Source organism: Enterococcus sp. MSG3299 (genome assembly GCF_050555765.1).
In the GTDB taxonomy this organism is placed as follows: domain Bacteria; phylum Bacillota; class Bacilli; order Lactobacillales; family Enterococcaceae; genus Enterococcus; species Enterococcus faecalis.
Map to the genome: position 1 here is coordinate 1,041,778 of NZ_CP187869.1, position 22,112 is coordinate 1,063,889.

At 36.8% G+C, this 22,112-nt stretch carries 22 protein-coding genes and 1 pseudogene; 11 read left to right on the forward strand and 12 right to left on the reverse strand.

The annotated features are described in order from the left end of the window. Positions 1–4: 4 nt before the first annotated feature. Together IGL23_RS05195 and IGL23_RS05200 are read right to left on the reverse strand one after the other, a co-directional pair. Complete coding sequence (locus IGL23_RS05195; protein WP_430619692.1) at positions 5–535, reverse strand: DUF5067 domain-containing protein; 531 nt, start codon at positions 533–535, stop codon at positions 5–7. Positions 536–805: 270 nt separating this feature from the next. Continuing rightward, the gene (locus tag IGL23_RS05200; protein ID WP_002366529.1) at positions 806–1,519 is read right to left on the reverse strand and encodes a GntR family transcriptional regulator; all 714 of its coding nucleotides are present in this window, start codon (positions 1,517–1,519) and stop codon (positions 806–808) included. A 242-nt stretch (positions 1,520–1,761) separates the two neighbouring features. Here IGL23_RS05200 and IGL23_RS05205 point away from each other — a divergent pair, with 242 nt between their 5' ends. From IGL23_RS05205 to IGL23_RS05215, 3 genes are all read left to right on the forward strand, one after another. Further along, a complete protein-coding gene (locus IGL23_RS05205) occupies positions 1,762–3,195 on the forward strand; it encodes a glycoside hydrolase family 1 protein (protein WP_002357890.1) in 1,434 nt (477 codons plus the stop codon). Between the two features lie 24 nt (positions 3,196–3,219). Then, positions 3,220–4,269, forward strand: coding sequence for an oxidoreductase (locus IGL23_RS05210; protein ID WP_002385973.1), 1,050 nt, complete (start codon positions 3,220–3,222; stop codon positions 4,267–4,269). 473 nt (positions 4,270–4,742) lie between these two features. Beyond that, the gene (locus tag IGL23_RS05215; protein WP_002357887.1) at positions 4,743–5,201 is read left to right on the forward strand and encodes a DUF441 domain-containing protein; all 459 of its coding nucleotides are present in this window, start codon (positions 4,743–4,745) and stop codon (positions 5,199–5,201) included. 38 nt (positions 5,202–5,239) lie between these two features. On the opposite strand, the gene IGL23_RS05220 is transcribed toward IGL23_RS05215, so the two are convergent. The 3 genes from IGL23_RS05220 to efbA all read right to left on the reverse strand — a co-directional run bounded on the left by IGL23_RS05220 (position 5,240) and on the right by efbA (position 7,786). Further along, on the reverse strand, positions 5,240–5,581 hold the full coding sequence (locus IGL23_RS05220; protein ID WP_002391631.1) for an iron-sulfur cluster biosynthesis family protein: 342 nt from the start codon (positions 5,579–5,581) through the stop codon (positions 5,240–5,242). A gap of 73 nt (positions 5,582–5,654) precedes the next feature. Continuing rightward, entirely contained in the window at positions 5,655–5,918 is a 264-nt protein-coding gene (locus tag IGL23_RS05225) for a hypothetical protein (protein WP_033594981.1), read from the reverse strand. A 155-nt stretch (positions 5,919–6,073) separates the two neighbouring features. Then, complete coding sequence (gene efbA, locus IGL23_RS05230) at positions 6,074–7,786, reverse strand: fibronectin-binding protein EfbA (protein ID WP_033594979.1); 1,713 nt, start codon at positions 7,784–7,786, stop codon at positions 6,074–6,076. 219 nt (positions 7,787–8,005) lie between these two features. On the opposite strand from efbA, the gene IGL23_RS05235 reads away from it, so the two are divergent. Continuing rightward, a complete protein-coding gene (locus tag IGL23_RS05235; RefSeq protein WP_002386659.1) occupies positions 8,006–8,665 on the forward strand; it encodes a hypothetical protein in 660 nt (219 codons plus the stop codon). Between the two features lie 433 nt (positions 8,666–9,098). Here the strand turns inward: IGL23_RS05235 and IGL23_RS05240 are convergent. After that, positions 9,099–9,459, reverse strand: a pseudogene (locus IGL23_RS05240) (hypothetical protein). Positions 9,460–9,547: 88 nt separating this feature from the next. On the opposite strand from IGL23_RS05240, the gene trpX reads away from it, so the two are divergent. From trpX to IGL23_RS05255, 3 genes are read left to right on the forward strand one after another with little or no spacing between them, the layout of a single operon-like run. Further along, positions 9,548–10,537: a tryptophan ABC transporter substrate-binding protein gene (gene trpX / locus IGL23_RS05245; RefSeq protein WP_080279884.1), complete on the forward strand. Its 990-nt coding sequence runs from the start codon at positions 9,548–9,550 to the stop codon at positions 10,535–10,537. Positions 10,538–10,561: 24 nt separating this feature from the next. Next, the gene (locus tag IGL23_RS05250) at positions 10,562–11,449 is read left to right on the forward strand and encodes an ABC transporter permease (protein WP_033594975.1); all 888 of its coding nucleotides are present in this window, start codon (positions 10,562–10,564) and stop codon (positions 11,447–11,449) included. Then, positions 11,446–12,213, forward strand: coding sequence for an ABC transporter ATP-binding protein (locus tag IGL23_RS05255; protein ID WP_033594973.1), 768 nt, complete (start codon positions 11,446–11,448; stop codon positions 12,211–12,213). Before IGL23_RS05250 ends, IGL23_RS05255 begins: the two co-directional genes overlap by 4 nt. 31 nt (positions 12,214–12,244) lie before the next feature. Here IGL23_RS05255 and IGL23_RS05260 read toward each other — a convergent pair whose 3' ends face one another. Together IGL23_RS05260 and IGL23_RS05265 are read right to left on the reverse strand one after the other, a co-directional pair. Beyond that, positions 12,245–12,706: a threonine/serine exporter family protein gene (locus IGL23_RS05260; protein ID WP_430619678.1), complete on the reverse strand. Its 462-nt coding sequence runs from the start codon at positions 12,704–12,706 to the stop codon at positions 12,245–12,247. 11 nt (positions 12,707–12,717) lie between these two features. Then, a complete protein-coding gene (locus tag IGL23_RS05265) occupies positions 12,718–13,494 on the reverse strand; it encodes a threonine/serine exporter family protein (RefSeq protein ID WP_016617893.1) in 777 nt (258 codons plus the stop codon). Positions 13,495–13,725: 231 nt separating this feature from the next. Between IGL23_RS05265 and IGL23_RS05270 the strand changes: the two genes are divergently transcribed. Further along, complete coding sequence (locus IGL23_RS05270) at positions 13,726–13,932, forward strand: hypothetical protein (protein ID WP_002357875.1); 207 nt, start codon at positions 13,726–13,728, stop codon at positions 13,930–13,932. Positions 13,933–13,949: 17 nt separating this feature from the next. Here IGL23_RS05270 and IGL23_RS05275 read toward each other — a convergent pair whose 3' ends face one another. Continuing rightward, positions 13,950–14,729 carry a Cof-type HAD-IIB family hydrolase gene (locus IGL23_RS05275; RefSeq protein ID WP_033594969.1) on the reverse strand — a complete coding sequence of 260 codons (780 nt, stop codon included), beginning with the start codon at positions 14,727–14,729 and terminating at the stop codon, positions 13,950–13,952. 214 nt (positions 14,730–14,943) lie between these two features. On the opposite strand from IGL23_RS05275, the gene IGL23_RS05280 reads away from it, so the two are divergent. Both IGL23_RS05280 and IGL23_RS05285 read left to right on the forward strand, forming a co-directional pair. After that, positions 14,944–15,663, forward strand: a complete 720-nt coding sequence (locus IGL23_RS05280; RefSeq protein WP_002381953.1) for a response regulator transcription factor — start codon at positions 14,944–14,946, stop codon at positions 15,661–15,663. Beyond that, positions 15,663–17,132, forward strand: a complete 1,470-nt coding sequence (locus IGL23_RS05285; RefSeq protein ID WP_002357872.1) for a sensor histidine kinase — start codon at positions 15,663–15,665, stop codon at positions 17,130–17,132. The genes IGL23_RS05280 and IGL23_RS05285 overlap by 1 nt, the downstream gene beginning before the upstream one ends. Before the next feature lie 38 nt (positions 17,133–17,170). Here IGL23_RS05285 and IGL23_RS05290 read toward each other — a convergent pair whose 3' ends face one another. From IGL23_RS05290 to IGL23_RS05300, 3 genes are all read right to left on the reverse strand, one after another. After that, positions 17,171–17,722, reverse strand: a complete 552-nt coding sequence (locus IGL23_RS05290) for a hypothetical protein (RefSeq protein WP_033594967.1) — start codon at positions 17,720–17,722, stop codon at positions 17,171–17,173. Positions 17,723–17,736: 14 nt separating this feature from the next. Next, positions 17,737–18,438: a hypothetical protein gene (locus tag IGL23_RS05295; protein ID WP_002360505.1), complete on the reverse strand. Its 702-nt coding sequence runs from the start codon at positions 18,436–18,438 to the stop codon at positions 17,737–17,739. Between the two features lie 105 nt (positions 18,439–18,543). After that, positions 18,544–20,652 carry an LTA synthase family protein gene (locus IGL23_RS05300; protein ID WP_002357869.1) on the reverse strand — a complete coding sequence of 703 codons (2,109 nt, stop codon included), beginning with the start codon at positions 20,650–20,652 and terminating at the stop codon, positions 18,544–18,546. 257 nt (positions 20,653–20,909) lie between these two features. Here IGL23_RS05300 and IGL23_RS05305 point away from each other — a divergent pair, with 257 nt between their 5' ends. Beyond that, positions 20,910–22,082 carry a class I SAM-dependent rRNA methyltransferase gene (locus IGL23_RS05305; protein WP_033594965.1) on the forward strand — a complete coding sequence of 391 codons (1,173 nt, stop codon included), beginning with the start codon at positions 20,910–20,912 and terminating at the stop codon, positions 22,080–22,082. Positions 22,083–22,112 lie beyond the last annotated feature (30 nt).

Below are 22,112 nucleotides of genomic sequence, written 5' to 3' on the forward strand. Positions count from 1 at the left end.
TAAGCTAGCGGACCAAACTTTTTTCTGTAATGGTAATTTCTTCTGATGCAATGGGTTCATCCAGACTGAGAAGGCGATCTCTAAATTTAAAATGGACCGGCTTTTTCTCATTAATAAATTCATACGGGTAAGCACCTTGGATTGTTTCACCAGGATTGATTTCATCTGCTAAACGATCTAGTTTGTCTTGGAAAGGTGAATCTGTTAAGACTGCATATTGTAAATTTTGGGCTTTTCCGTGGACAGTTTGACTAACTTCCATAAAACTTTGAATCATTAGCTGAATATTTTGTGTTTTTTCGGTTGTATTGGTTAATTCAAACAGGACATAAAACATGGGTTTGCCTTGATAATCTTTTCCTTTATGCAAGGTAGTTAAGGATAAACGCCCATCTGGAACCAACAATGTTCGATTTTCATACGTCCCAATACTTGTCGCCAAGACTTCATCAGGTGCGGGCGCACTTTGACTTGCTGGGCTGCCACTTACAGTTGAACAAGCACTTAATAAGGTACTTAGAACGAGTAAGCTCATTAAAATGTAGGGTTTCCTCATATAAAGTCCTCACTTTGGTTAATTGACTATGTAAAAAACAAATTGCTTGTATCTATATAAAAAAGAGTGCTACAAGCAATATTTTAATCGTAGTTCTAGTAAATAGCAATACTTTTATCAAAATTCATGTTTGGAAATATAATTTGAAAAATATTTTTAACTAGTAGAAAAACATTTCTAACAAAAAGTATTGGCTCAAAGTAAAGAGATCATTTTGTTAGAAATGAGAAATGGCAACATAAAAGTTTTCTATTTTTCTGCAATTAAGACAGTTTCAAAAGTGAATTCACTAGGAATATGATTCGCAATTGAGTATTCAAAAATATGCCCATTGCCTAGGTAAGCAATTTGTTCTGCACGCATCAGAAAATCATTATCGGTTAAGTTTAAATATTTTTTTTCCAACGCAGAAGGACGAATCCCAGAAATACTGACCCGCGCACTTTGAATTTTTTGATGCAATTGTTCCGAAATATATTGATAAATGGAGACTTTCAATTCTTTCATTGTCAAGTTCGGAATTAGGGCAACGGGCATCCAAGTATATTCAATAATTGAGGGCACATCTTCGATAATCCGTAAGCGAATAATCTTGTAGACTAACTCTTCTTCTGTAATACTTAATTTTTCAGTCACCCAAGGCTCAGGTACTTCTGTTGCAAAGCCTAAAACCACGGATTCAACTTTTCCATCGTAGGTTGAGTAAGTGCCGGTTAACGGAGAAAATTTAGTAATGGTTCGATTTTGAAAGTCTTGAACAAAGCTGCCCGAGCCACGTCGTCTGACAACATAACCTTCTTGCACAAGCAAATGTAAGGCTTTTGTAATGGTTAGTTCGCTGACTTGATATTTTTCTGCAAGAAGACGACCTTGGGGTAACTTTTGATTAATTGGATAAACACCTGCTTCAATATCCTGTTTTATAGCTGCATAAATTTCTTTATAACGTGTATTTGTCCGCATCAGAGTCCTCCTTTATCACCAGTATTTCTCTCATTATACCATGAATTTAACATGTTGAAACTATATATTTATTTTTAACGTAACCACTTAATAATCAAGTACTTAAATAAAAGTAGTTGACTTATTCTTTTTAAAACTATATAGTTTTAAAAGTAAACAGAAGAACTTATTGATCTGATTGGTACTTTTTGTGAAAACCTTTTACAATAAAAGGGCAGCACAGAAAAGAGGGAGGAATGACAATGGAACATCACCAACTAAAAGCATTTCCGCAAGATTTTTTATGGGGCTCTGCTTCGGCCGCTTATCAAGTAGAAGGTGCTTGGAATGAAGATGGCAAAGGCGCATCTGTTTGGGATGAATTTGTTCGGCTACCAGGAAAAACGTTCAAAGAGACAACTGGTGATTTAGCCGTCGATCATTATCATCGTTTCAAAGAAGATGTGGCTTTAATGAAACAACAAGGTTTAAAAGCATATCGTTTCTCGATTGCATGGACACGAATTTTACCTGAAGGGCGTGGTCAAGTAAATCAAGCGGGACTGAAATTTTATTCAGATTTAATTGATGAGTTATTAGCGGCAGGAATTGAACCAATGGTAACTTTATATCATTGGGATTTGCCAGCTGTTTTGCAAAAAGAATATGGTGGCTGGGAATCAAGAAAAATTATTGCTGATTTTGTGGCCTATGCGAAAATTTTATTTGACGCTTTCCGTGGCAAAGTTCGCTATTGGATTAGTTTAAACGAACAAAATGTGTTTACTTCGTTAGGTTATCAATTAGCCGTGCATCCTCCCGGCGTAACAGACAATAAACGGATGTATGAGGCCAATCATATTGCTAATTTAGCCAATGCAGCAGTGATTAATGCGTTTCATGAATTAGAAATGCCTGGCAAAATTGGCCCTAGCTTTGCTTATACGCCTGTTTATGCCGTTGATGCGCATCCTGCCAATGTTTTAGCGGCTGAAAATGCAGAAGATTTGCTGTCGCATTTTTGGTTAGATGTCTATCTTTGGGGAGAATACCCAATTGCCGCATTAAATTACTTAAAGGAGCAAGGTGTGGCCCCAACGATAAAAGAGGGCGATTTAGCGTTACTACGTTCAGCCAAACCTGATTTTCTAGGTATTAATTATTATCGGACGGATACGGTTGCTGCTAATCCATTAGATGGCGTTGGAATAGGGAAGATGAATACAACGGGTGAAAAGGGGTCTGAAACGGAATCTGGGGTACCGGGTTTATTTAAAAAAGTAAATAATCCATATGTTGAACGAACGAACTGGGATTGGGCCATTGACCCGCAAGGTTTGAGAATTGCCTTACGACGATTAGCTAGTCGCTATCAAGTCCCTATTTTAATTACTGAAAATGGGTTAGGCGAATATGATACCTTAACAGAAGATAAACAAATTCATGATACGTATCGTATTGATTATTTGCGAAGCCATATCCAAGCGATTCAAGAGGCGATTACGGATGGCGTTTCAGTTATTGGTTATTGTACATGGAGTTACACCGATTTACTGTCGTGGCTCAACGGCTATCAAAAGCGTTATGGTTTTGTCTATGTGGATCAAGATGAAACACAAAAAGGTTCCTTAGAAAGAATCCCGAAAGACAGTTATTATTGGTATCAAAAAGTCATTGAAACAAATGGACTTATCTAATTATAAGAAAAGAGTGTGGAAAATATGACAGTAAAAATGGGGTTTATTGGATTTGGTAAAAGTGCCAACCGCTACCATTTACCTTACGTAATGATTCGAGAAACACTAGAAGTGAAAACGATTTTCGATTTACATGTTAATGAAAAAGCAGCAGCGCCCTTTAAAGAAAAAGGCGTAAATTTTACCACTGACCTTAATGAATTATTGACGGATCCAGAAATTGAATTGGTCACAATCTGTACGCCTGCGCATACACATTATGATTTAGCCAAACAAGCCATTTTAGCTGGTAAATCAGTGATTGTGGAAAAACCATTCTGTGATACGTTAGAACATGCAGAGGAATTATTTGCTTTAGGGCAAGAAAAAGGGGTAGTAGTGATGCCTTATCAAAATCGACGTTTCGACGGCGATTACCTAGCGATGAAGCAAGTAGTAGAGCAAGGCTTTTTAGGAGAAATCAATGAAGTGGAAACGCATATTGATTATTATCGACCAGGAAGTATCACGGAACAAGGACCTAAAGAAAATGGTTCGTTTTACGGACTAGGCATTCATTTAATGGATCGCATGATTGCTCTTTTCGGGCGTCCAGATCAAGTCACTTATGATATTCGTAATAATGAAGTGAGCGAGGCAGTCGATAATTATTTTGACGTTGATTTACATTATGGTTCAAAATTAAAAGTAAAAGTTAAAACGAATCATTCTGTCGCTAGTCCGTATCCACGTTTTATTGTTCATGGCAGCAATGGCTCGTTCATCAAATATGGCGAAGATCAACAAGAAAATGATTTAAAAGCCGGAATCATGCCGGATGCACCAGGCTTTGGAGAAGATTCACCAATGTATTATGGAGAAGTGACCTACCGTAATGGCAATGGCGACTGGATTAAAAAACAAATTAAAACGCCTGTAGGTGATTACGGTCGTTATTATGATGCCGTCTATGAAACGTTGAAAAATGGTGCACCGCAACTAGTAACTAAAGAGCAAGCATTAACTAACATCGAAATTTTAGAAGCAGGTTTTCTTAACCCAAGTCCAAGTATTTATCGCTTGAAAGAAAACTAAAGCTTGTTTAAATGACTTGAAAAGCGCCTGCCCCACAGTCCAGACAACTGTGGGGCAGGCGCTTTTATTTATAAAGAGTTGTGAATTTTAATATAAGAAACGTATATCGTTAGTGAAAATAAAAAAAGGAAAGACATCTTAGTAGCACTACTTCCCCAAGAATTGCTACTAAAATGTCTTTTGTGATGCTCGCTCAATTGAAGAGCCTTAAATAGGATATCGAATATCCAGTATAAATGCAAGTAAACTACTTTATAGTTAATATTAGTATACTTCATAAAATAATTTTTCAAAGAGAAAAAGGCTTGTTATGAGAAAAAATTAATTTTTAACTCGTTTTTTCTAAGCAAGATTCGTGTGAAAAAGACAATAATTACTGAAGCTGAATGGTAATTAAAGAGGTTCTTTGCTAAAATAGGAAAGACAAGAAAGTTTGGTTAACGAAAGAACCAAATCAGAAAGGAGGACAACCAGTGGAAAGTTGGCTTTTTTTACTACTGATTGCCTTGATTGCGTTTGTTGCAAAAAATCAAAGTTTATTAATTGCGTCAGTTGTTGTGCTTGCTTTAAAAGCTTTACCAAATAGTGCGAAAATCATGTCGTGGTTGTCAGATAAAGGCATTAATTTAGGGGTCACAATTATTTCAATTACCATTTTAGTCCCGATTGCTACAGGACAAATTGGCTTAAAGGATTTAATCCAATCATTCAAAACACCGATGGGATGGCTGGGGATACTTTGTGGAATTCTGGTAGCTGTTTTATCCTCAAAAGGAGTAGGTTTAATTAATCAATCACCAGAGATTACGGTGGCCTTAGTTTTTGGAACGATTCTTGGCGTCGTTTTTTTAAAAGGAATTGCAGCTGGTCCGATTATTGCATCGGGGATGATGTACGTAATCATTACTACCTTTCAAGCCTTTCAACACTAAAAAAGCAAACAAAACGCGTAAACGTTTTGTTTGCTTTTTTAGTGTTGATAAATGTCCACATTACTATCTAATATGCCACTTTCATTTTTTAAAGTAATGGTTCCCGCATTCGGATGAATCACTAGCTGTAAATGCCCTGTTAAAAACATCTGGTCATACGTCGAAGTATAGACGTGAAAAGAATCATTAGCAATTGTTTCGGTATAAGGCGCTTCTGCTTGATCAACAGGAACGATAATGAAACGATCGCCAATCATACAACAACCTTCTGCGGAAGAATAAGGATTAGAGCCGTCATTTGCTACCAATAAGAAGGTGTTCGTTTCAGTTAAGAAAGGGGCTAAACGTTGTTTTACTTCTTCAGAAATAGTCAGAGACATTTGCCTCACTCCTTTAAATAGTATGTAAAAGGAAGAGGGTAGCTTGTCGCTATGCCGCTCTTCAAAGGTTTTGTTATTTGCTTGTTTCTTTACTGCTTTTTTTGAAAAGAGCAATAGAAAAGGCGACAACTAAGACAACTGTTGCAGCTAAAACAAATGGATTTTTTGTTGCTGATGTGAACCCTAGGACTGTTGAACCAATCGCACCTACGTAAGATAAAATAATCGCTGCTTTCTTTGGTGTTGAAAGTTCTGTAAAGCTATCGCGGAAGGCGACACCTAAACATAAAGCGCCAATAAAGGCAAACATCCCAAAAATAATGTGTAAAAAGACCATGAATTTCACCTCCAACAGTCAGTATAGAGAGAAATAGCTAGTTTGTAAACTAATTGAGCTTACTTGTGTTATTTATCACTTGATAAATGTCTTTGCCAATGCAAAAAAACAACGTACGATCAATCGGCAGTACGTTGTTTTTTAGTTTAATATAATTAGGAAGTAGAATCCTTATTTTGCTGGATTTTTTTGATCGATTCTTCTGTTGGCGTCACATATAACGTTCGTTGGTTTTCATAAATCACATAACCTGGTTTTGCTCCATTGGGTTTATGCACATGTTTTACTTGGACATAGTCGACAGGCACTTGTGAAGAAAGTCGATATTTTGAAAAATAAGCTGCTAGAAGTGCGGCTTCAGTAAGGGTTTCTTCGCTAGGATGTGCGTCACGAATAATTACATGAGATCCAGGAATATCTTTGGCATGGAGCCAATAATCAGTTTTTTTAGCGGTTCGTAAAGTTAATTGATCATTTTGCAAATTGTTTTTTCCAACGAGAATAGGTGTGCCATCTGTGGCATAAAAAAGATCGGGTTGGCTTTTTTTCGGCTGTTTTTGTTTTTTATTTTTTTTACGTTTTAAATAGCCTTGTTCAATCAGTTCTTCACGAATCACTTCAATGTCCATTGGTGTCGCAATTTCAAGTTGTGCCACAACTGACTCTAAATAAGAAATTTCTTGTTGTGTTTGCTGAATTTGTGTCTTAACAACTCGGACAGCATTTTTCAATTTTTGGTATTTTTGAAAATATTTTTGTGCATTTTGATTAGGTGAAAGTGCAGGATTTAGCGAGATACGCAACGGTGCATTTTCTTCATAATAATTTGGTAATTCCACCTCGGTGGCTCCTTTTGGGACTTGTGCCATGAAGGTTGTTAATAGTTCTCCGTCGCGACGGTAATTTTCAGCGTTTTCTGTATCGGCTAAGGTTTGCTGTAATTTTTTAAGTTTCTTTTGATTTCTTTTTAGTTCATTTTCAATTTTGCGAATTAGTTCGCCGCCTTGTTGTTTGACACGGTCTTTCTCTGCTTTACCAGAATAAAAGGCATCTAGTAATTCACTGAGTGTCGGATACGTTGTTTGTTCACCAACTAATGATTGATAAGGAATGGGCGTAAAATATTCTTTTTTTTCAGTGACTGTTAATGTCGGTACAACAGCTTCAGTGACTGAGGACCAAAATTCCGTCCAGATGGCCATTTTTTCATTTGGTTGTGCAAGTAAACGGGCGCTTAATTCGTCTGCTGTATCTTTGCCTAGACCTTGGAAATGTTGTTGTAAATAACGTCCGTTTAATTCAGGAGCTGTAGAAAGAAGCGCAAAGACTTCTTCTTTTGCGGCCGTGAGCGGATTAAGTCCCATTGGTTTTGGCGGTTCAATATAAGTTGTTCCAGGAAGCAACGAACGATAACTATTTTGGCTCATTCCAATGTGTTTTATCGCATCTAAGATTTTTCCAGAAGATTGGTTAACTAAAACGATTGTACTGTGACGTCCCATTAATTCAACAATCAAAACAATATTTTGTAAGTCGCCTAGTTCATCTCTTTTTGAAAAGGTGAAGTGAATCACGCGATCATTTTCTATTTGTTGAATTGTTTCTAAAATGGCACCGTCCAGAAATTTTCGTAACATCATCACAAAATTAGGAGGTGTTTCCGGATTGCTATAGGTAATTGTAGATAGTTGTATGCGCGCATAACTAGGATGTGCTGATAATAATAATTTATGGTTTTTACCTTTCGCACGAATGACTAAAACGACTTCGTTTTCATAAGGCTGATGGATTTTTGAAATCCGGCCACTTACGAGTGTTTCTGTCAACTCATGAACCATGCTATGAGTAAATACGCCATCAAATGACATAATAAATCCCTCGTTTCTTTCCGACTAATAGTTTTATTATAGCGGAGTTTTTGAATTTAAGAAAGAAGCTTGTTAAAAAGGAGTTGGGTTTTCCTTAGAAAGCTGGGGAAGTTTGCTGGTTTTTTTAGTAATTAAAGCGCAAGGGTAGGCAAGAAAGAAAATGATTAGTATAATAGATAAGAACTAAAAGCGAGGAGCGATTAGAAGTTGAATAATTTTATGGAAGAACTAAAAGAGGCACTTTATGAATTAAGACAAAGAAAACTGTTAATGATTACCGCTATTGTAGCATTAGTATTAATAATTGGCTCAATCATTTTTATTCCAACGATGCAAAAAAATATTCGAGCTGCTCAAGTTGAATCGTTAGTCGCAGGACCCATCAAATCAGAGAAAGTCAGTGTCTTAGATTACAAAACAGCAGATAAGAAAATCCAAGAAACAGGAGCCATGTCAGTCATGTTTGCTAAACCATCTGGCAAGCAATACGATCAAATGGTGAAGCTGTTTAATTCAGATAAAATGAATGAATTTCATCGTTCGCTGTATATCTATCCGTTAATTTATAATGCTGGCAAAGCACAAGAGCAATACAATGTTAGCGGCGATGAGATTACGCTTGTTTTCTTTGAAAACGGCAAAGAAAAGACACGGACGGTTGTCGAAAAATCTATGGATTTAAAAACGCAATTAATACCAGAATTAAATCGATTACCGATGGCTGGCGTTTTGAAAGACCAACAAAAGGCAGCCCAAGAAGCTGAAAAAGAAGCAGCAAAGACCGCTGAAACACAGACGACGACCAGCACGACTGGCGTTGCTCAATCTACTGAAACGACGACAGAAAGCACTGATACAGTACCAGAAACTGGTGAATAATAGCTAGCTATGTTAAACTTAGATTGTAGAAAGTTTTAAGGAATTAGAAAGAGGGGATTTTCGATGGCATTAGTAATTTCAATGACGATTTTAGTAAGTTTATGGCTGATTCAATCGCAAAAACAAGCAGTTAAAGTTCCCGTTAGAATTGAAAGAAACCGAAACAATTAAGTGGTAAATATGCTGAAATAAAGAAAAACGAGCCTCTCATAAGAGTGGCTCGTTTTTTAGAAGTAAAAGAAATGCAAGAAAATAAAAACTTTTTCTTGACGAACAAAATCAATATAGTGTAGACTACCTTTAACAACATAACTAGGAGGGAAAATACATGACACAATTATCTAACGTAAAAGAAATGCACCAATCATGGCAAAACTGGCGTAGATAGTTGTATGTATGATTCTTTCATAGATACAACTTTAGAAGACTTATTCTAAAAAGTGTATCTATGCTGGTTATATTCAAGAAGAAAAAACGACCACATAGAGGACCCATCTATGTGGTTTTTGTTTTGCATAAAAACAACGACCACTCCTAAACACTTAGGATAAGTCGTTGTTTTTTTGCTACGAATCACTACGATTGGCACGAAGTGACAGAGTAGATGCAGGCTGCGTATACTCGCCGCAGTTTGGCCTTCAAGAGTGATGAGTAGCACAAGGTGAGCGAAGAGAACGTTGTCCCATTCGTAGAAAAAGTGCTCCTGCGATCCTCGTCGCAGTTAAATCCTGACATTTGTAAAAAAGTGTTCCTAGGATTTTGACTAAGCAGAGGATTACGAATCTCAGTTTCACTTTCAACGGAAGAAACGCCCTATAGATAATGGTTTTATTATTAAAAAGAAAAAGTTGCCAAACAAAAGGGCAGTTAGGAGAATGCAAAATGAAAAATAAACGTTTAACGTTTGTCGTGTCTTTATTAGCTATTTATTTAATTGGTGCTTTTTTTGTGAATCAAAAAGTGACGAATTCTAAGAAAGAAACAGTTACTGTAGGGGTTTTGCAGTTTGTCAGTCACCCCGCCTTGGATGAAATTTATAAAGGTGTTGAGGAAGGGTTAAAGGAAAATGGCTATGACAAAGGCAAAAACTTAGAAATTATTTTTCAAAATGGTCAAGCCGACCAGAGTAAGTTAGCAATCATGAGTCAACAATTAGTACAAAAAAAGGCAGACGTTTTAATTGGCATCGCCACGCCAGCTGCGCAAGCGTTAGCCAACACTACCCAAGAAATCCCAATCATTTTAGGCGCCATTACGGACCCTGTTAGTGCTGGATTGGTGAAAGACAATCAAAAGCCAGGCGGTAACATCACGGGTGTTAGTGATCAATCACCTTTGTCAGCCCAGATGGATTTACTAAAAGAATTGATACCAGCTGCCAAAAAAATAGGTATTCTCTATGCTTCCTCAGAAGAAAACTCTCGATACCAAGTAGCTGAAGCGCAGAAAGCAGCTGAAGCCAAAGGATTGACAATGAAAACATATGCTGTGCCATCAAGTAATGAAATAGCACAAACGGTTCAAGTGATGACTAAGGAAACAGATGTGATTTATATACCAACTGATAATACGATTGCTAATGCTATGCAAACGGTAGTCGGAGAAGCAAATCGAACCAAGACGCCGATTATTCCTTCGGTGGATACAATGGTAGAACAAGGCGGTTTAGCAACTGTTGGGATTAATCAACATGCGTTGGGGGTACAAGCCGGCAAAATGGCAGCAGAGGTTCTGTCTGGGAAAAGTCAACCAGCAACTACACCCATTTATACCTTTAATACAGGCGACACAATTATCAATGAAAAACAAGCGCAAAAGTTAGGGATTACGATTCCCGCAGAGTTAGCAAAAAAATCGAAATTGATTAACTAATTATCAAAGAAAGTAGGAGAAGCGATGATTGTTTCAGCAATTGGACAAGGAATGTTATGGGCCTTGTTAGGACTAGGTATTTTTATGACTTATCGTATTTTAAATTTTCCAGATATGACCACAGAAGGTTCATTTCCGTTAGGAGGGGCGGTTTGTGTAACTGCCATTACAACAGGGGTTTCACCATTTGTAGCGACTCTTTTAGGGGTCGGAGCAGGAATGATTGCCGGTTTAGTGACTGGTTTACTATTTACAAAAGGAAAAATTCCAATTATTTTAGCAGGAATTTTAGTGATGTCTGGTTTAAATTCCGTGATTTTATTTGTGATGAAATCGCCAAATAAGTCTTTATTAAACCAACCGAAGATTCAAGATGTTTTTCAAAAAATGGCCTTACCAGATTATTATGATACTATTTTTTTAGGGATTAGTGTTTTGGCTGTGGTAATGATTTTACTGTTATTTTTCTTTAATACTAGTTTAGGACAAGCCTATATTGCGACAGGTGACAATGAAGAAATGGCTCGCTCAATTGGCATTCAAACGGATCGCATGAAAATTTTAGGATTGGTTTTATCAAATGGCTTGATTGGCTTATCTGGCGCTTTGATTGCCCAAAATGATGGATATGCGGATGTAAGTAAAGGAACCGGTGTCATTGTGATTGGCTTGGCTTCACTCATTATTGGTGAAGTACTGTTTGGAGAATTAACGTTTGGTGAACGGTTGATGGCGATTGTTGTAGGCAGTATTATTTATCAACTATTGATTTTATTAGTGATTAAATTAGGCTTTGATACAACGTATTTGAAAATCTTCTCAGCAGTGATTTTAGCAATCTGTTTAATGATTCCACAATTGAAAAAAGCATTACGACTACACGGCTTTTCTGATAAGGAGGGAACGAAATGAAACCAGTTGTTGAATTAAAAAATGCGACAAAAATCATTGATAATGGGATGAATGAAAAAAAAGTGATTTTGGATCATGTGAACTTAGCCATTTATCCTGGGGACTTCATTACTGTTTTAGGTGGAAATGGCGCAGGCAAGAGTACGCTATTCAATAGTTTAGCAGGAACTTTGACACTAACAGAAGGACAATTTTTAATTGAAGGAGTCAATCGCACCAATCTTTCTGAAGTCAAACGGGCCAATTCTCTAGCGCGTGTTTTTCAAGATCCTAAAATGGGGACAGCACCAAGAATGACTGTGGCAGAAAATTTATTGCTTGCCATGAAACGCGGACAAAAACGTCCCTTAACATTACGGAAGATAAATGAGCAACGCGCCTTGTTTACAAAAATCTGTCAAGAAGTTGGCAATGGCTTGGAAAAACATCTGGATACACCGACAGGTAACCTTTCTGGCGGTCAACGCCAAGCCTTAAGTTTATTAATGGCCACTATCACAAAACCAGAATTATTACTTTTAGATGAACATACTGCTGCCTTAGATCCCAAAACGTCCAAGCAGTTGATGTACTTAACGGAACAACGGATAGAGGAAGGGAACTTAACTTGTTTGATGATTACCCATCGAATGGAAGATGCTTTACGATATGGCAATCGTTTAATTGTTTTACAAAAAGGTAAAATTGTTCAAGATTTAAACGCTGCTGAAAAAGCACAATTAACGCTACAAGATTTGTTGCTGTTCTTTGAAGAAGTAGAATAAAAAAACAAGCTCAGAAAATGAGCTTGTTTTTTTATTTTTTGACCAATCGGAAGAGTCGCTTGGGGAAAAAACGTTTGACAATTCGTTCCAGTAACGATGTCACCATAAAGCCCGCTGCGATGGCTGCAGCAGTAAAGACAACTTTTAAAATCAACTGCAAACCGTCATCAATATTTCCTAATAAAATGCTCCGAACCGCTTGATAGGCAGGGCCTCCTGCCACTAAAGGAACCAAACTTGGAATATAAAAAATAATCATCGGCATTTTTTTGTAACGGGAAAAAAAGATACTAGCGATTCCTAACCCGACCGTTCCTAAAAAGTTTGCAAAGGTTTGACTAGCATCAAAAGTTTGCGTTAAGAGATAATAAATCATCCAGCCTGTCATGCCAGTAATGCCACAAGCCACCAGTGCTTTACGAGGAATGTTCGTAATAATACCAAACGTCACAGTTGCTAAAAAACTAAAGAGAAGATGAAAAATTAGTTCCATTTGAACACTCCTTACATAAATAATTTAAAAATCAAGGCAATTCCCAGGCCAACAGACCCAGCAATAAAAATAGCTTCTGTCCCTCGCGCCGTCCCGCTGATGAGGTGGCCGGCTAAAATGTCGCGAAAAGAGTTCGTAATCGCCACACCTGGAACTAACGGCATCACCGCACCAATAATAATATTATCGATGTTGACTGCTAAGCGAAAATGCACAGCCAAATAGGCCAACAAACCAATGACAAAAGCGGCTGCGAATGAATCGAGGTAAGGAACTTGGAATAACTTTTGGGTAAAAAGATAACTGGCATACCCAATCACGCCAACAAAAAAAGTTGCAATAAAATCTTGCCAAGTGCCACCAAAAATGTACATTAACGTACAACTAACAATCCCGGCTGCTAACAAGCGTAACGAAATTGAAAAAGTGGGGGTATCTGTTTCTAATAGAGTTAAGCGCTGATAAAGCTCTGGCAAAGTAATCTCCTTTTGCGCAAATTCTCTTGATAATTGATTGACAAGGCTAACTTTTTCCAAATTAATCGAGCGCTGGGGGATGTTTTCTAATTGCGTATAATTACTGGAACGAAAGCCCACGAAAATCCCTGTAGCCGTCGTGTAACAAACGCTCTCTGGCTCGCCAGCATTTGTAGCAATCCGAGTAATTGTATCTTCGGTTCTATATACTTCAGATCCGCTTTCCAGCATAATTTTTCCAGCTAAAATGCATGTATCAATAATTAATTGTTTTCTTTTTTCGCTATTAACCAAAGGAATGGCTCCTTTCATTTCGAGTTCACTTTTAGTGTATCATTTTTTTTAAGAACTGTACGCAATTTAAAACAGAGATAGAAAAAAAGTGTGATTTTTTACAAAAATGAAATGAATCTTAAGAATAAATGAAAACAAATAAGGAATTAGTAAAAATTATGGGTTAGTTGTAAGAATCTAGGATCTTTCCTTGCATTTTAGTAGGAAACATCCTATCCTAAACATAGAAAAACAAAGGGGTCAATAAAAATGGACAACCAATGGTTACTCTACGGAATTAGCAGTGTTGTATTAATTATTTTAATCAGAAGAACAATCCTATCAGGAAACATCGTATTAAGTTGTTTGTTGGGAGCGATTTTGCTGATTCAAGTAGTGGGAGTAGCTCTCTGTGCACAGCAGAAAAAGAAAAATGAACATACAAAAGAACTACCTTCTTCTAAAGTACATCAATAGAAGAAGGTAGTTTTCTCTTATAGTAAATCAAATTTTTTCAAGCCATTAACAATGCCATTTTCAGTATTTTTAGTTGAAATAAAGGTGGCTTTTTCTTTTAGTTCTTCTCGCGCATTACCCATGGCAATTCCATAATCACAGGCCTCAAACAGCGCCAAATCATTGATGCCATCACCAAAGGCATAAGTGGGAATGCCGTTTAATCCCAAGGTGTTAAAAAGATTTTTGACACCAGAGCCTTTAGAGACCCCTTTACGAACAATATCAATTGAAAAAGGACCATTGCGATAAAAGGTCAATTCAGGAAACCGCTCATAGTAATATTCATCATCATCGCCATGTTGACTTAAGACCAACATCATGTTGACGACATCATTCTCATAACCTGTGGGATCAATTTCTGGAACAGCTGAATGAATATAATCATAGGCTTGTTTCACTGTGCCAGTATGCCCTGTACAAAAAATACGGCGCTCATTGTAAAAAGCCAATTCATGACCACGCTGTTTGACATGTTCATGCAGTGAAACACATTCCTCTGTTGTAAATTCATCTGAATAAATCGTTTTTCCTTCATAATGAATAAATTGCCCGTTCATTACAATCGCTGAGTCAATGCCACTGGCTTTCATAATTGGCTGAATCTCACACAAGGTCCGTCCTGTCGCAATTAAAGGTAAAATTTGATTGTCTTTCAAGGCCGCCACTGCTGCGGTAATCTCAGGAGTTATTTGCGATGTTCCATCTAACAAAGTTCCATCTAAATCAAAAAAAGTAATAGCTTTCATTTTATCCATACCCTAACATCCTCTCTACGCTTGTTATTTTAACAAACTTTTCTGAAAAGACAATGGGTTCCTTTCGTTTTCTTTAAAAGAGCAGGAAAAAAAGTGATTTTTGATGGTTCTGTAAAGGATTTTTGAAGAAATATAGAATCGGTTGGTACAAATTCAATTTTAGAGTATACTACAATAGAGCAGTTTTATGAAAAGTGAATAAGGAGTGAATGAAATGAATATATTAATGATTGAAGACAATGAATCCGTCTCAGAAATGATGCAAATGTTTTTCTTAAATGAAGGGTGGGAAGCTACCTTTAAAGATGATGGCAAAGAAGGATTGGCGACTTTTCTTGCTTCGCCAGAAAAATGGGACATGATTACGTTAGACTTAAACTTACCTAGTATGGATGGGATGGCTGTTTGTCGTGAAATTCGCAAAGTTTCAGCCAATGTTCCCATTATTATGTTGACCGCTCGTGATTCTGAAAGTGACCAAGTAATTGGCCTTGAAATGGGTGCGGATGATTATGTGACAAAACCATTTAGTCCATTAACTTTGATTGCACGGATGAAAGCTCTACATCGTCGTGCCGAGGTGGCAGAGGCTGCGCATGATACGTCTGAGAATACAGATGAAACATTTGATGTGATTACGGATCATTTTAAAATGAATACGAAAACACGAGAAACATATTTAGATAATCAATTAATTGAAGGCTTAACACCTAAAGAATTTGATTTGCTATACACTTTAGCAAAAAAACCACGCCAAGTCTTTTCACGCGAACAACTACTAGAATTGGTTTGGGACTATCAATACTTTGGCGATGAACGGACAGTTGATGCCCATATCAAAAAATTACGACAAAAAATTGAAAAAGTAGGTCCTCAAGTCATCCAAACGGTTTGGGGCGTAGGGTATAAATTCGACGATTCAGGTGTTGCTTAATGAAGTATTTGTATCAACAATTACTTGCTTTTATAGGTGTGATCGCTCTGATTATTCTCATTGTCGGAACGTCTTTCACACAATTGACCAAGCGCACAATGCAAGAAAATAACTATGAACAGCTATATGGTTATGCAGAATCGGCTTTAGAAACACGTGACTTTTTTATTAATGTCGCAGGCGTTTCGGATCGAGATGTTTTATCCTATTCATTTCAGTTGACTGAACGTGTACTCCAGAAGCAAGATGTGCAATTTGTGTTTATTAACAAGGACCGCGAAGTGCAGTACCCACCAGTTGATAGCACAAAAAAATTAGACTTTTCCTTAATCGATAAAAATTGGGATCAAATCATGAAAGGCAATCGTGTTTATGCAACAGAAAACATTGATATTTACGGGGCCCGAAATACTTCGTCCTATGTAATGTTACCGGTGTATGCATCAAATCAGTCTTCTGATAAAAAAGTGATTATTGGTTCACTCGTTATTACACAACCTGCCAAAAACGTTGACCGAAGTGTTCAGTCCGTGACACAAAACTTGATTAAAGGCTTTATTTTTTCTGGTGTGATTGCCTTGTTACTAAGTTATCTATTTGCGACTTTCCAAGTGAAACGAATTAATCGGATGCGTAAAGCCACCAAAGAAATTACTAGTGGAAATTTTGATATTCAATTACCGGTTCATGACAAAGATGAATTTGATGACCTAGCAGAAGATTTTAATAAAATGGCTGCGTCTTTAAAAGAATCACAAGAAGAAATCAATCGGCAAGAAGAGCGTCGTCGTCAATTTATGGCGGATGCCTCTCATGAAATGCGGACGCCTTTAACAACTATTAATGGCTTGTTAGAGGGATTGCAGTATAATGCTATTCCTGAAAATCAAAAAGAGAATGCGATTAAACTGATGCAAAATGAGACCGCTCGCTTGATTCGCTTAGTCAATGAAAATCTTGATTATGAAAAAATTCGGACCAACCAGATTCAAATTGTTGTGAAGAAGTTCAACGGAACAGAAGCTTTAGAAAATATTGTGACTCAACTAACGGCCAAAGCTGAAGCCGCCGGTAATCAATTGTATTTAGACACCACCGAACCAATTGATGTGTATGCCGATTATGATCGTTTCGTTCAAGTGGTTGTCAATATTGTTCAAAATGCGATCCAATTTACTGAAAATGGCGAAATTCATATTGCTTTAGAAAAAGGCTATTTAGAAACTATTGTCCGTATTTCTGATACAGGAATCGGCATGACGGAAGAGCAAATTCTGAATATCTGGGATCGTTATTACAAAGTAGATCCATCCCGTAAAAATACGAAATATGGAGAATCAGGATTAGGCTTACCAATCGTTCAACAATTGGTCCGCTTGCATAAAGGAAAAATCAATGTTGAGAGTGAACTTGGTAAAGGCACCACGTTTATTATTTCATTTCCTGATGTTGAAATCACTGAAAACTAAAGAAAACGTCTGGTCACAATCAGTGCCAGACGTTTTCTTTAATTTAATAACGCATGTAGAGACAGGGGGTGCACATAGGGACTATCAATAATTTGTGGATCTTTTGTCAGAAATAGCAAGCGCTTGTTTCTTTTTTGAACTGCTATTTTTAATTGAGGTAAAATTTCTTGACGTTGTCCAATCGTTAATGAAGAAAAGATGTCATCAATCACTAACGTACTTGTTTTTGAAAGCAAAAGTTGTATTATCCGCATTTTAATTTTTTCAAAAGTCGTAAAAGAAGTAAAGGAACGACCAAGTAAGGCAGGTTCTAATTGGAACATCTGGAAAGCTTCGGCTAGAACTACTTTTCGATCCCGTTCTTTGATTGTACTAGCGATAAATAAATTTTCTTCTAATGGCAAGTAGGGCAGAAAGGTTTCACTAGAAGAAAGCCTAGTAATGGTTAGTTGATTTGTTTGAAAAAAATCGGCCAATGCGAGTTCTTGTTCTGGAGCAGAATAAATGATTCCATAAACTTCTCGCAAAGCTAACGCGTCGAATGAGGATTTTTTTTCGGTTATTTTTTTGAATGATGGTGTGACATTCATAGAAAATCCCTCCCTTATTTCTTATGTGTGCGTAAATAAATCAACGTGAAAGGAGTCCCGCAAACAAGAGGAATGCCAAGCAAGATTAAGCAGTTAACAAAGCAATTACGGATTGTATAAAGCGACTGCATACTTTTAAAATCAAAAGAAAATGCTTGGATCGTTTGAATCCCTAAATGCTGGATATTTGTAATCGTGACATCCTGGTCGGTACTTTTAGCTAAAAATGCTGGAGTTTCCAAATGAGACCACTGTAAAATAGCATCACGAGCAGCCCAAAGAACAGTATTATACGTTTCTTGAAACATTAAAGTGAAAAGTAAAAAACTGAAAATTCCTAATAGAGCCGGTAAACACAACTCTAGTAAGAGCTGTTTGGTGACATACATATTTGAAAAGTGCATGTGATACCATGTATGTATTTCTTCCTTTTTTATGCGTAGTGTCACATACATCAACAGAAGAAAAGTAACACCAAAGAAAATGACACTACCTAGATAGAGGTGCCAATAGTATTGAATCAGTTGGTAATGGTAACTAGTTTGTTTTTCAATATCGACAAAGTCTGGCATCGTTCGTAAAAACTCTTTTTCAAAATCAATCAAGTTAAACAGCCCAGTCAATAAGAAAGAGAACAGGAAGAAGAAGAGTGCAGTGATTAACGTGATTTTTTTATGATAAAAACTACTAGCTGTAGCGTAACGGACACTTCTCATCAACTTTCACCTCTCTAAACTATCTTTAGTATAGTGAAATAATATGAATTAATTATGAAAAAGTAGCAAAAAAGCTTGAGCAATTTGCTCAAGCTTTTTGAAGATTTATTTACCCGTTTTTTGATAGCCTTGATAACTGTCAGTGTGATATTCATCAACGGTTGATTTATTATTGTTTTTACTGTAAACACTCGTTGATTTTTCACCTTTTTCTTTTTCAATTGCTTCCAGTTGTTGCAATTGGTTCTTGTAATCATAGTCTTCTGGGTTAACTGGTTTTAAGCCGCTATTGGTATAGAAACGAAGCAAGTCACCGTTAGTAATTTGGTCAGACGTTTCTAATTGTTTCGTCGCTTTGGCTTTTAAATCAGCGACTTCTTTCTTAACTTCTTCGGTTGGCTCTGTAATTAAAGTGCCTGTTTTAGTATCGTAAATGCTAGAACCTAAAATAGTATATTTAGGTGTTACAACATTGCCGTTGCGGAAAGCAACGATTTGATTGTGTTGTTTAGAGAATAAATCTTGGCCTAACTGAATGTAGTTTTTCGTATCGACACCAAGCAAGTGTAGAAGGGTTGGTAAGGCATCAACTTGGCCGCCATACGTATGGTTCACACCGCCATTTTCTTGACCAGGAACGTGAATCATATAAGGAACACGTTGCATATTGGCGTTGTCAAAATCGTTCCAATCTGCTTTGGTTTTACCTACTAATTCTGCTAAGTTTTGGTTTCTTGAATTAGAAACCCCATAGTGATCGCCATAAAGAACAATGACTGAGTTTTCATAGAGACCTGAAGATTTCAAGTAGTTAAAGAATTCTTCTACCGCTTTGTCTAAATAATTCGCTGTTGCGAAATAACCATTAATTGTTTCGTCAGAGGTTTTTGCAATTGGGAATCCTGCTTCATCGTTTGTAAATTGAGAATAAGGATAATGATTGGATACAGCAATAAATTTAGAATAGAACGGTTGTTGTAAATGTTCTAAATATTGAACGGATTGATTAAAGAATGGTTTATCGTGTAACCCATATTGGAATGAGTTATCTGAATTAACATCATAATAACTAGCATCAAAGAAATAGTCATAGCCTAAACGTTTATAGGTTTCATTTCGATTCCAGAAGTTACCGGCATTTCCGTGGAAAGCAGCGCTAGTGTATCCTTGCGTTTGTTTTAAAATATCGGGTGCTGCTTCAAACGTATTTTTCCCACCAACTTGTGTAAAGAGTGAACCTTGGTCTAAACCAAATAGTGAATTTTCAAGTAACGTTTCGGCATCACTTGTTTTTCCTTGACCAACTTGGTGGAAGAAGTTATCAAAGCTAAAGGTACTTTTACTATTGTAAAGACTATTGATAAATGGTGTGACTTCGTGTTCTACGCCATTTTCATCTTTTAATTTGTAATTAACTAAAAATTGTTGGAAACTTTCTAAATGGATATAAATTACATTTTTGCCTTTTGCAATACCAAACTTACTATCATCTGGTGCCGCATATTGTTGTTTCACGTAATCTTCAACTTGTTTCATATCGTTAGCACTAGCTTCGGCACGGACTTGGTTTGTTTGGTAAGTTGTAATGCCATCGTATACGGTAAAGGCATTTAAGCCTAAGAATTTCACGATATAGTCACGAGAGAATTGACGTCCTAATAATTGGGGACGTTCTGTTTCAGCCATAAATAGATTGAATAAGAAAAAGACAACAGAAAGGAGTGTGACAGAGACTGCTACACGTGCGCGGACTGGACGCGCATCTGTTTTAATTTTTTTCGTTAATAATAATACGCCAATAATAATGAAGTCTAAGAAATAAATGACATCATAAGGTCTAAAGAGACGTAAGGCACTTTCGCCAAGACCGCTAGCTACTTTGCCAGCACCAAGCATCGTATTAACTGTGATGAAGTCAGTAAATTCTCGATAATACACGACATTTGAGAAGAGCAGTAAACTCATCAAGAAGTAAATAATCATCATTGTAATATAAGAAGCTTTTTTACGGCGAACATACAAAGCGATGGCTAATAAAAAGACCGTTGTGGCAATTGGATTAATTAAGAGTATGAAATACTCGTTAATATTTTCCAAACGTAAATGGAAATCAACGGCGTACGCAAAGAGGTTTTTTAGCCACAGTAAGATGGCGATTAGCGAGAATAACCCCAGTCGCGTGTTCAAAATATTTGTTTTAAATAATTTTTTCAAAATAAACGTCCTTTCTAAACGATGATTCTATAAAAGTAAAATTAGGTAAATTTCGTATTTTACAATATCGCTTTAATTTTACTCTTTCACAAATTTTATGTCAATTCTTACCGAAGTGAGGAATGGTGATGTTAAAGAAAACTTACTATTTCCTTAAACTTTTTAGTTCGTTAAATGACGTGAAGCTTGAATCCTTTAAAGACAGATGGGCCTTTTTTTGCTATACTAGATAGGACTTTGAAAAGTAGGTGTACAGAATGAAACTTCAAGTAACTAAAAAAGCAGAACATAAATTTAAAAAAGGATATCCTTTAATTCAGAAAGAAGATTTGCAACAAGTGCCGGCGCCGTTGCCAACAGATTGGCTTACTTTGATTGATAGTAAAGGCCAGCGCTTAGCTGAAGGATATTTAGGCGAACAAAATAAAGGCATTGGTTGGTTGCTGTCATGGCATGGACCAATTAATCAATCTTTTTTTCAACAACTCTTTGAAATAAGTCGTGAGAAGCGGACGTCTTTTGAAAAGGATTCGCTGACAACCGCTTATCGATTATTTAATGGAGAAGGAGATGGCATTGGGGGTCTAATCATCGATCGCTATGCAGATTACGCCGTTTTTTCATGGTATAATGAAACCCTTTATCAGAAAAAAAACGAACTTTTGACGGCGTTTCGCACAGTTTACCCTGACATTATTGGTGCCTACGAAAAGATTCGCTTTTCCACAAAAGATTTACCAGAATCACAGTTTTTATATGGTGAACAAGCACCCGAGCCATTACTTGTCACTGAAAATGGCGTTCAATTTGCTACCTATTTAAACGAAGGATTAATGACAGGCATCTTTTTAGATCAAAAAGAAGTTCGTGGTCGATTAGTAGATGGGTTTGCAGTAGGGAAAACAGTCTTAAATATGTTTAGTTATACAGGTGCTTTTTCAGTAGCTGCCGCTATGGGAGGTGCCGTGGCCACCACTAGTGTGGATTTAGCTAAACGAAGCTTACCGAAAACGACTGAGCAATTTGAAGTCAATCATTTAAATCTTGCCGCGCAAAAGATTATTGTCATGGATGTTTTTGACTACTTTAAATATGCTTCACGTAAAGGCTTGAGTTATGACATGATCATTTTGGATCCGCCAAGTTTTGCTCGCAACAAAAAGAAAGTTTTTTCCGTTGCTAAAAATTATGGGGAGCTAGTGAAAGATTCTATTGATATTTTAACGGATAAGGGAACGCTTATTGCCTCAACCAATGCGGCAAATTTATCCTTAGCCAAATATCAAAAAATGGTGATTACTGCCTTGCAAGAGAAAAATGTTCGTTACAAGATTACGGACACGTATCAATTACCAGCAGACTTTCAAGTGAATCCTAATTTTCCAGAAGGTAATTATTTAAAAGTCCTATTTATCGAAATTGAAAAATAATTTTTACACCAAGCAAAAGTCCCAGCGCCG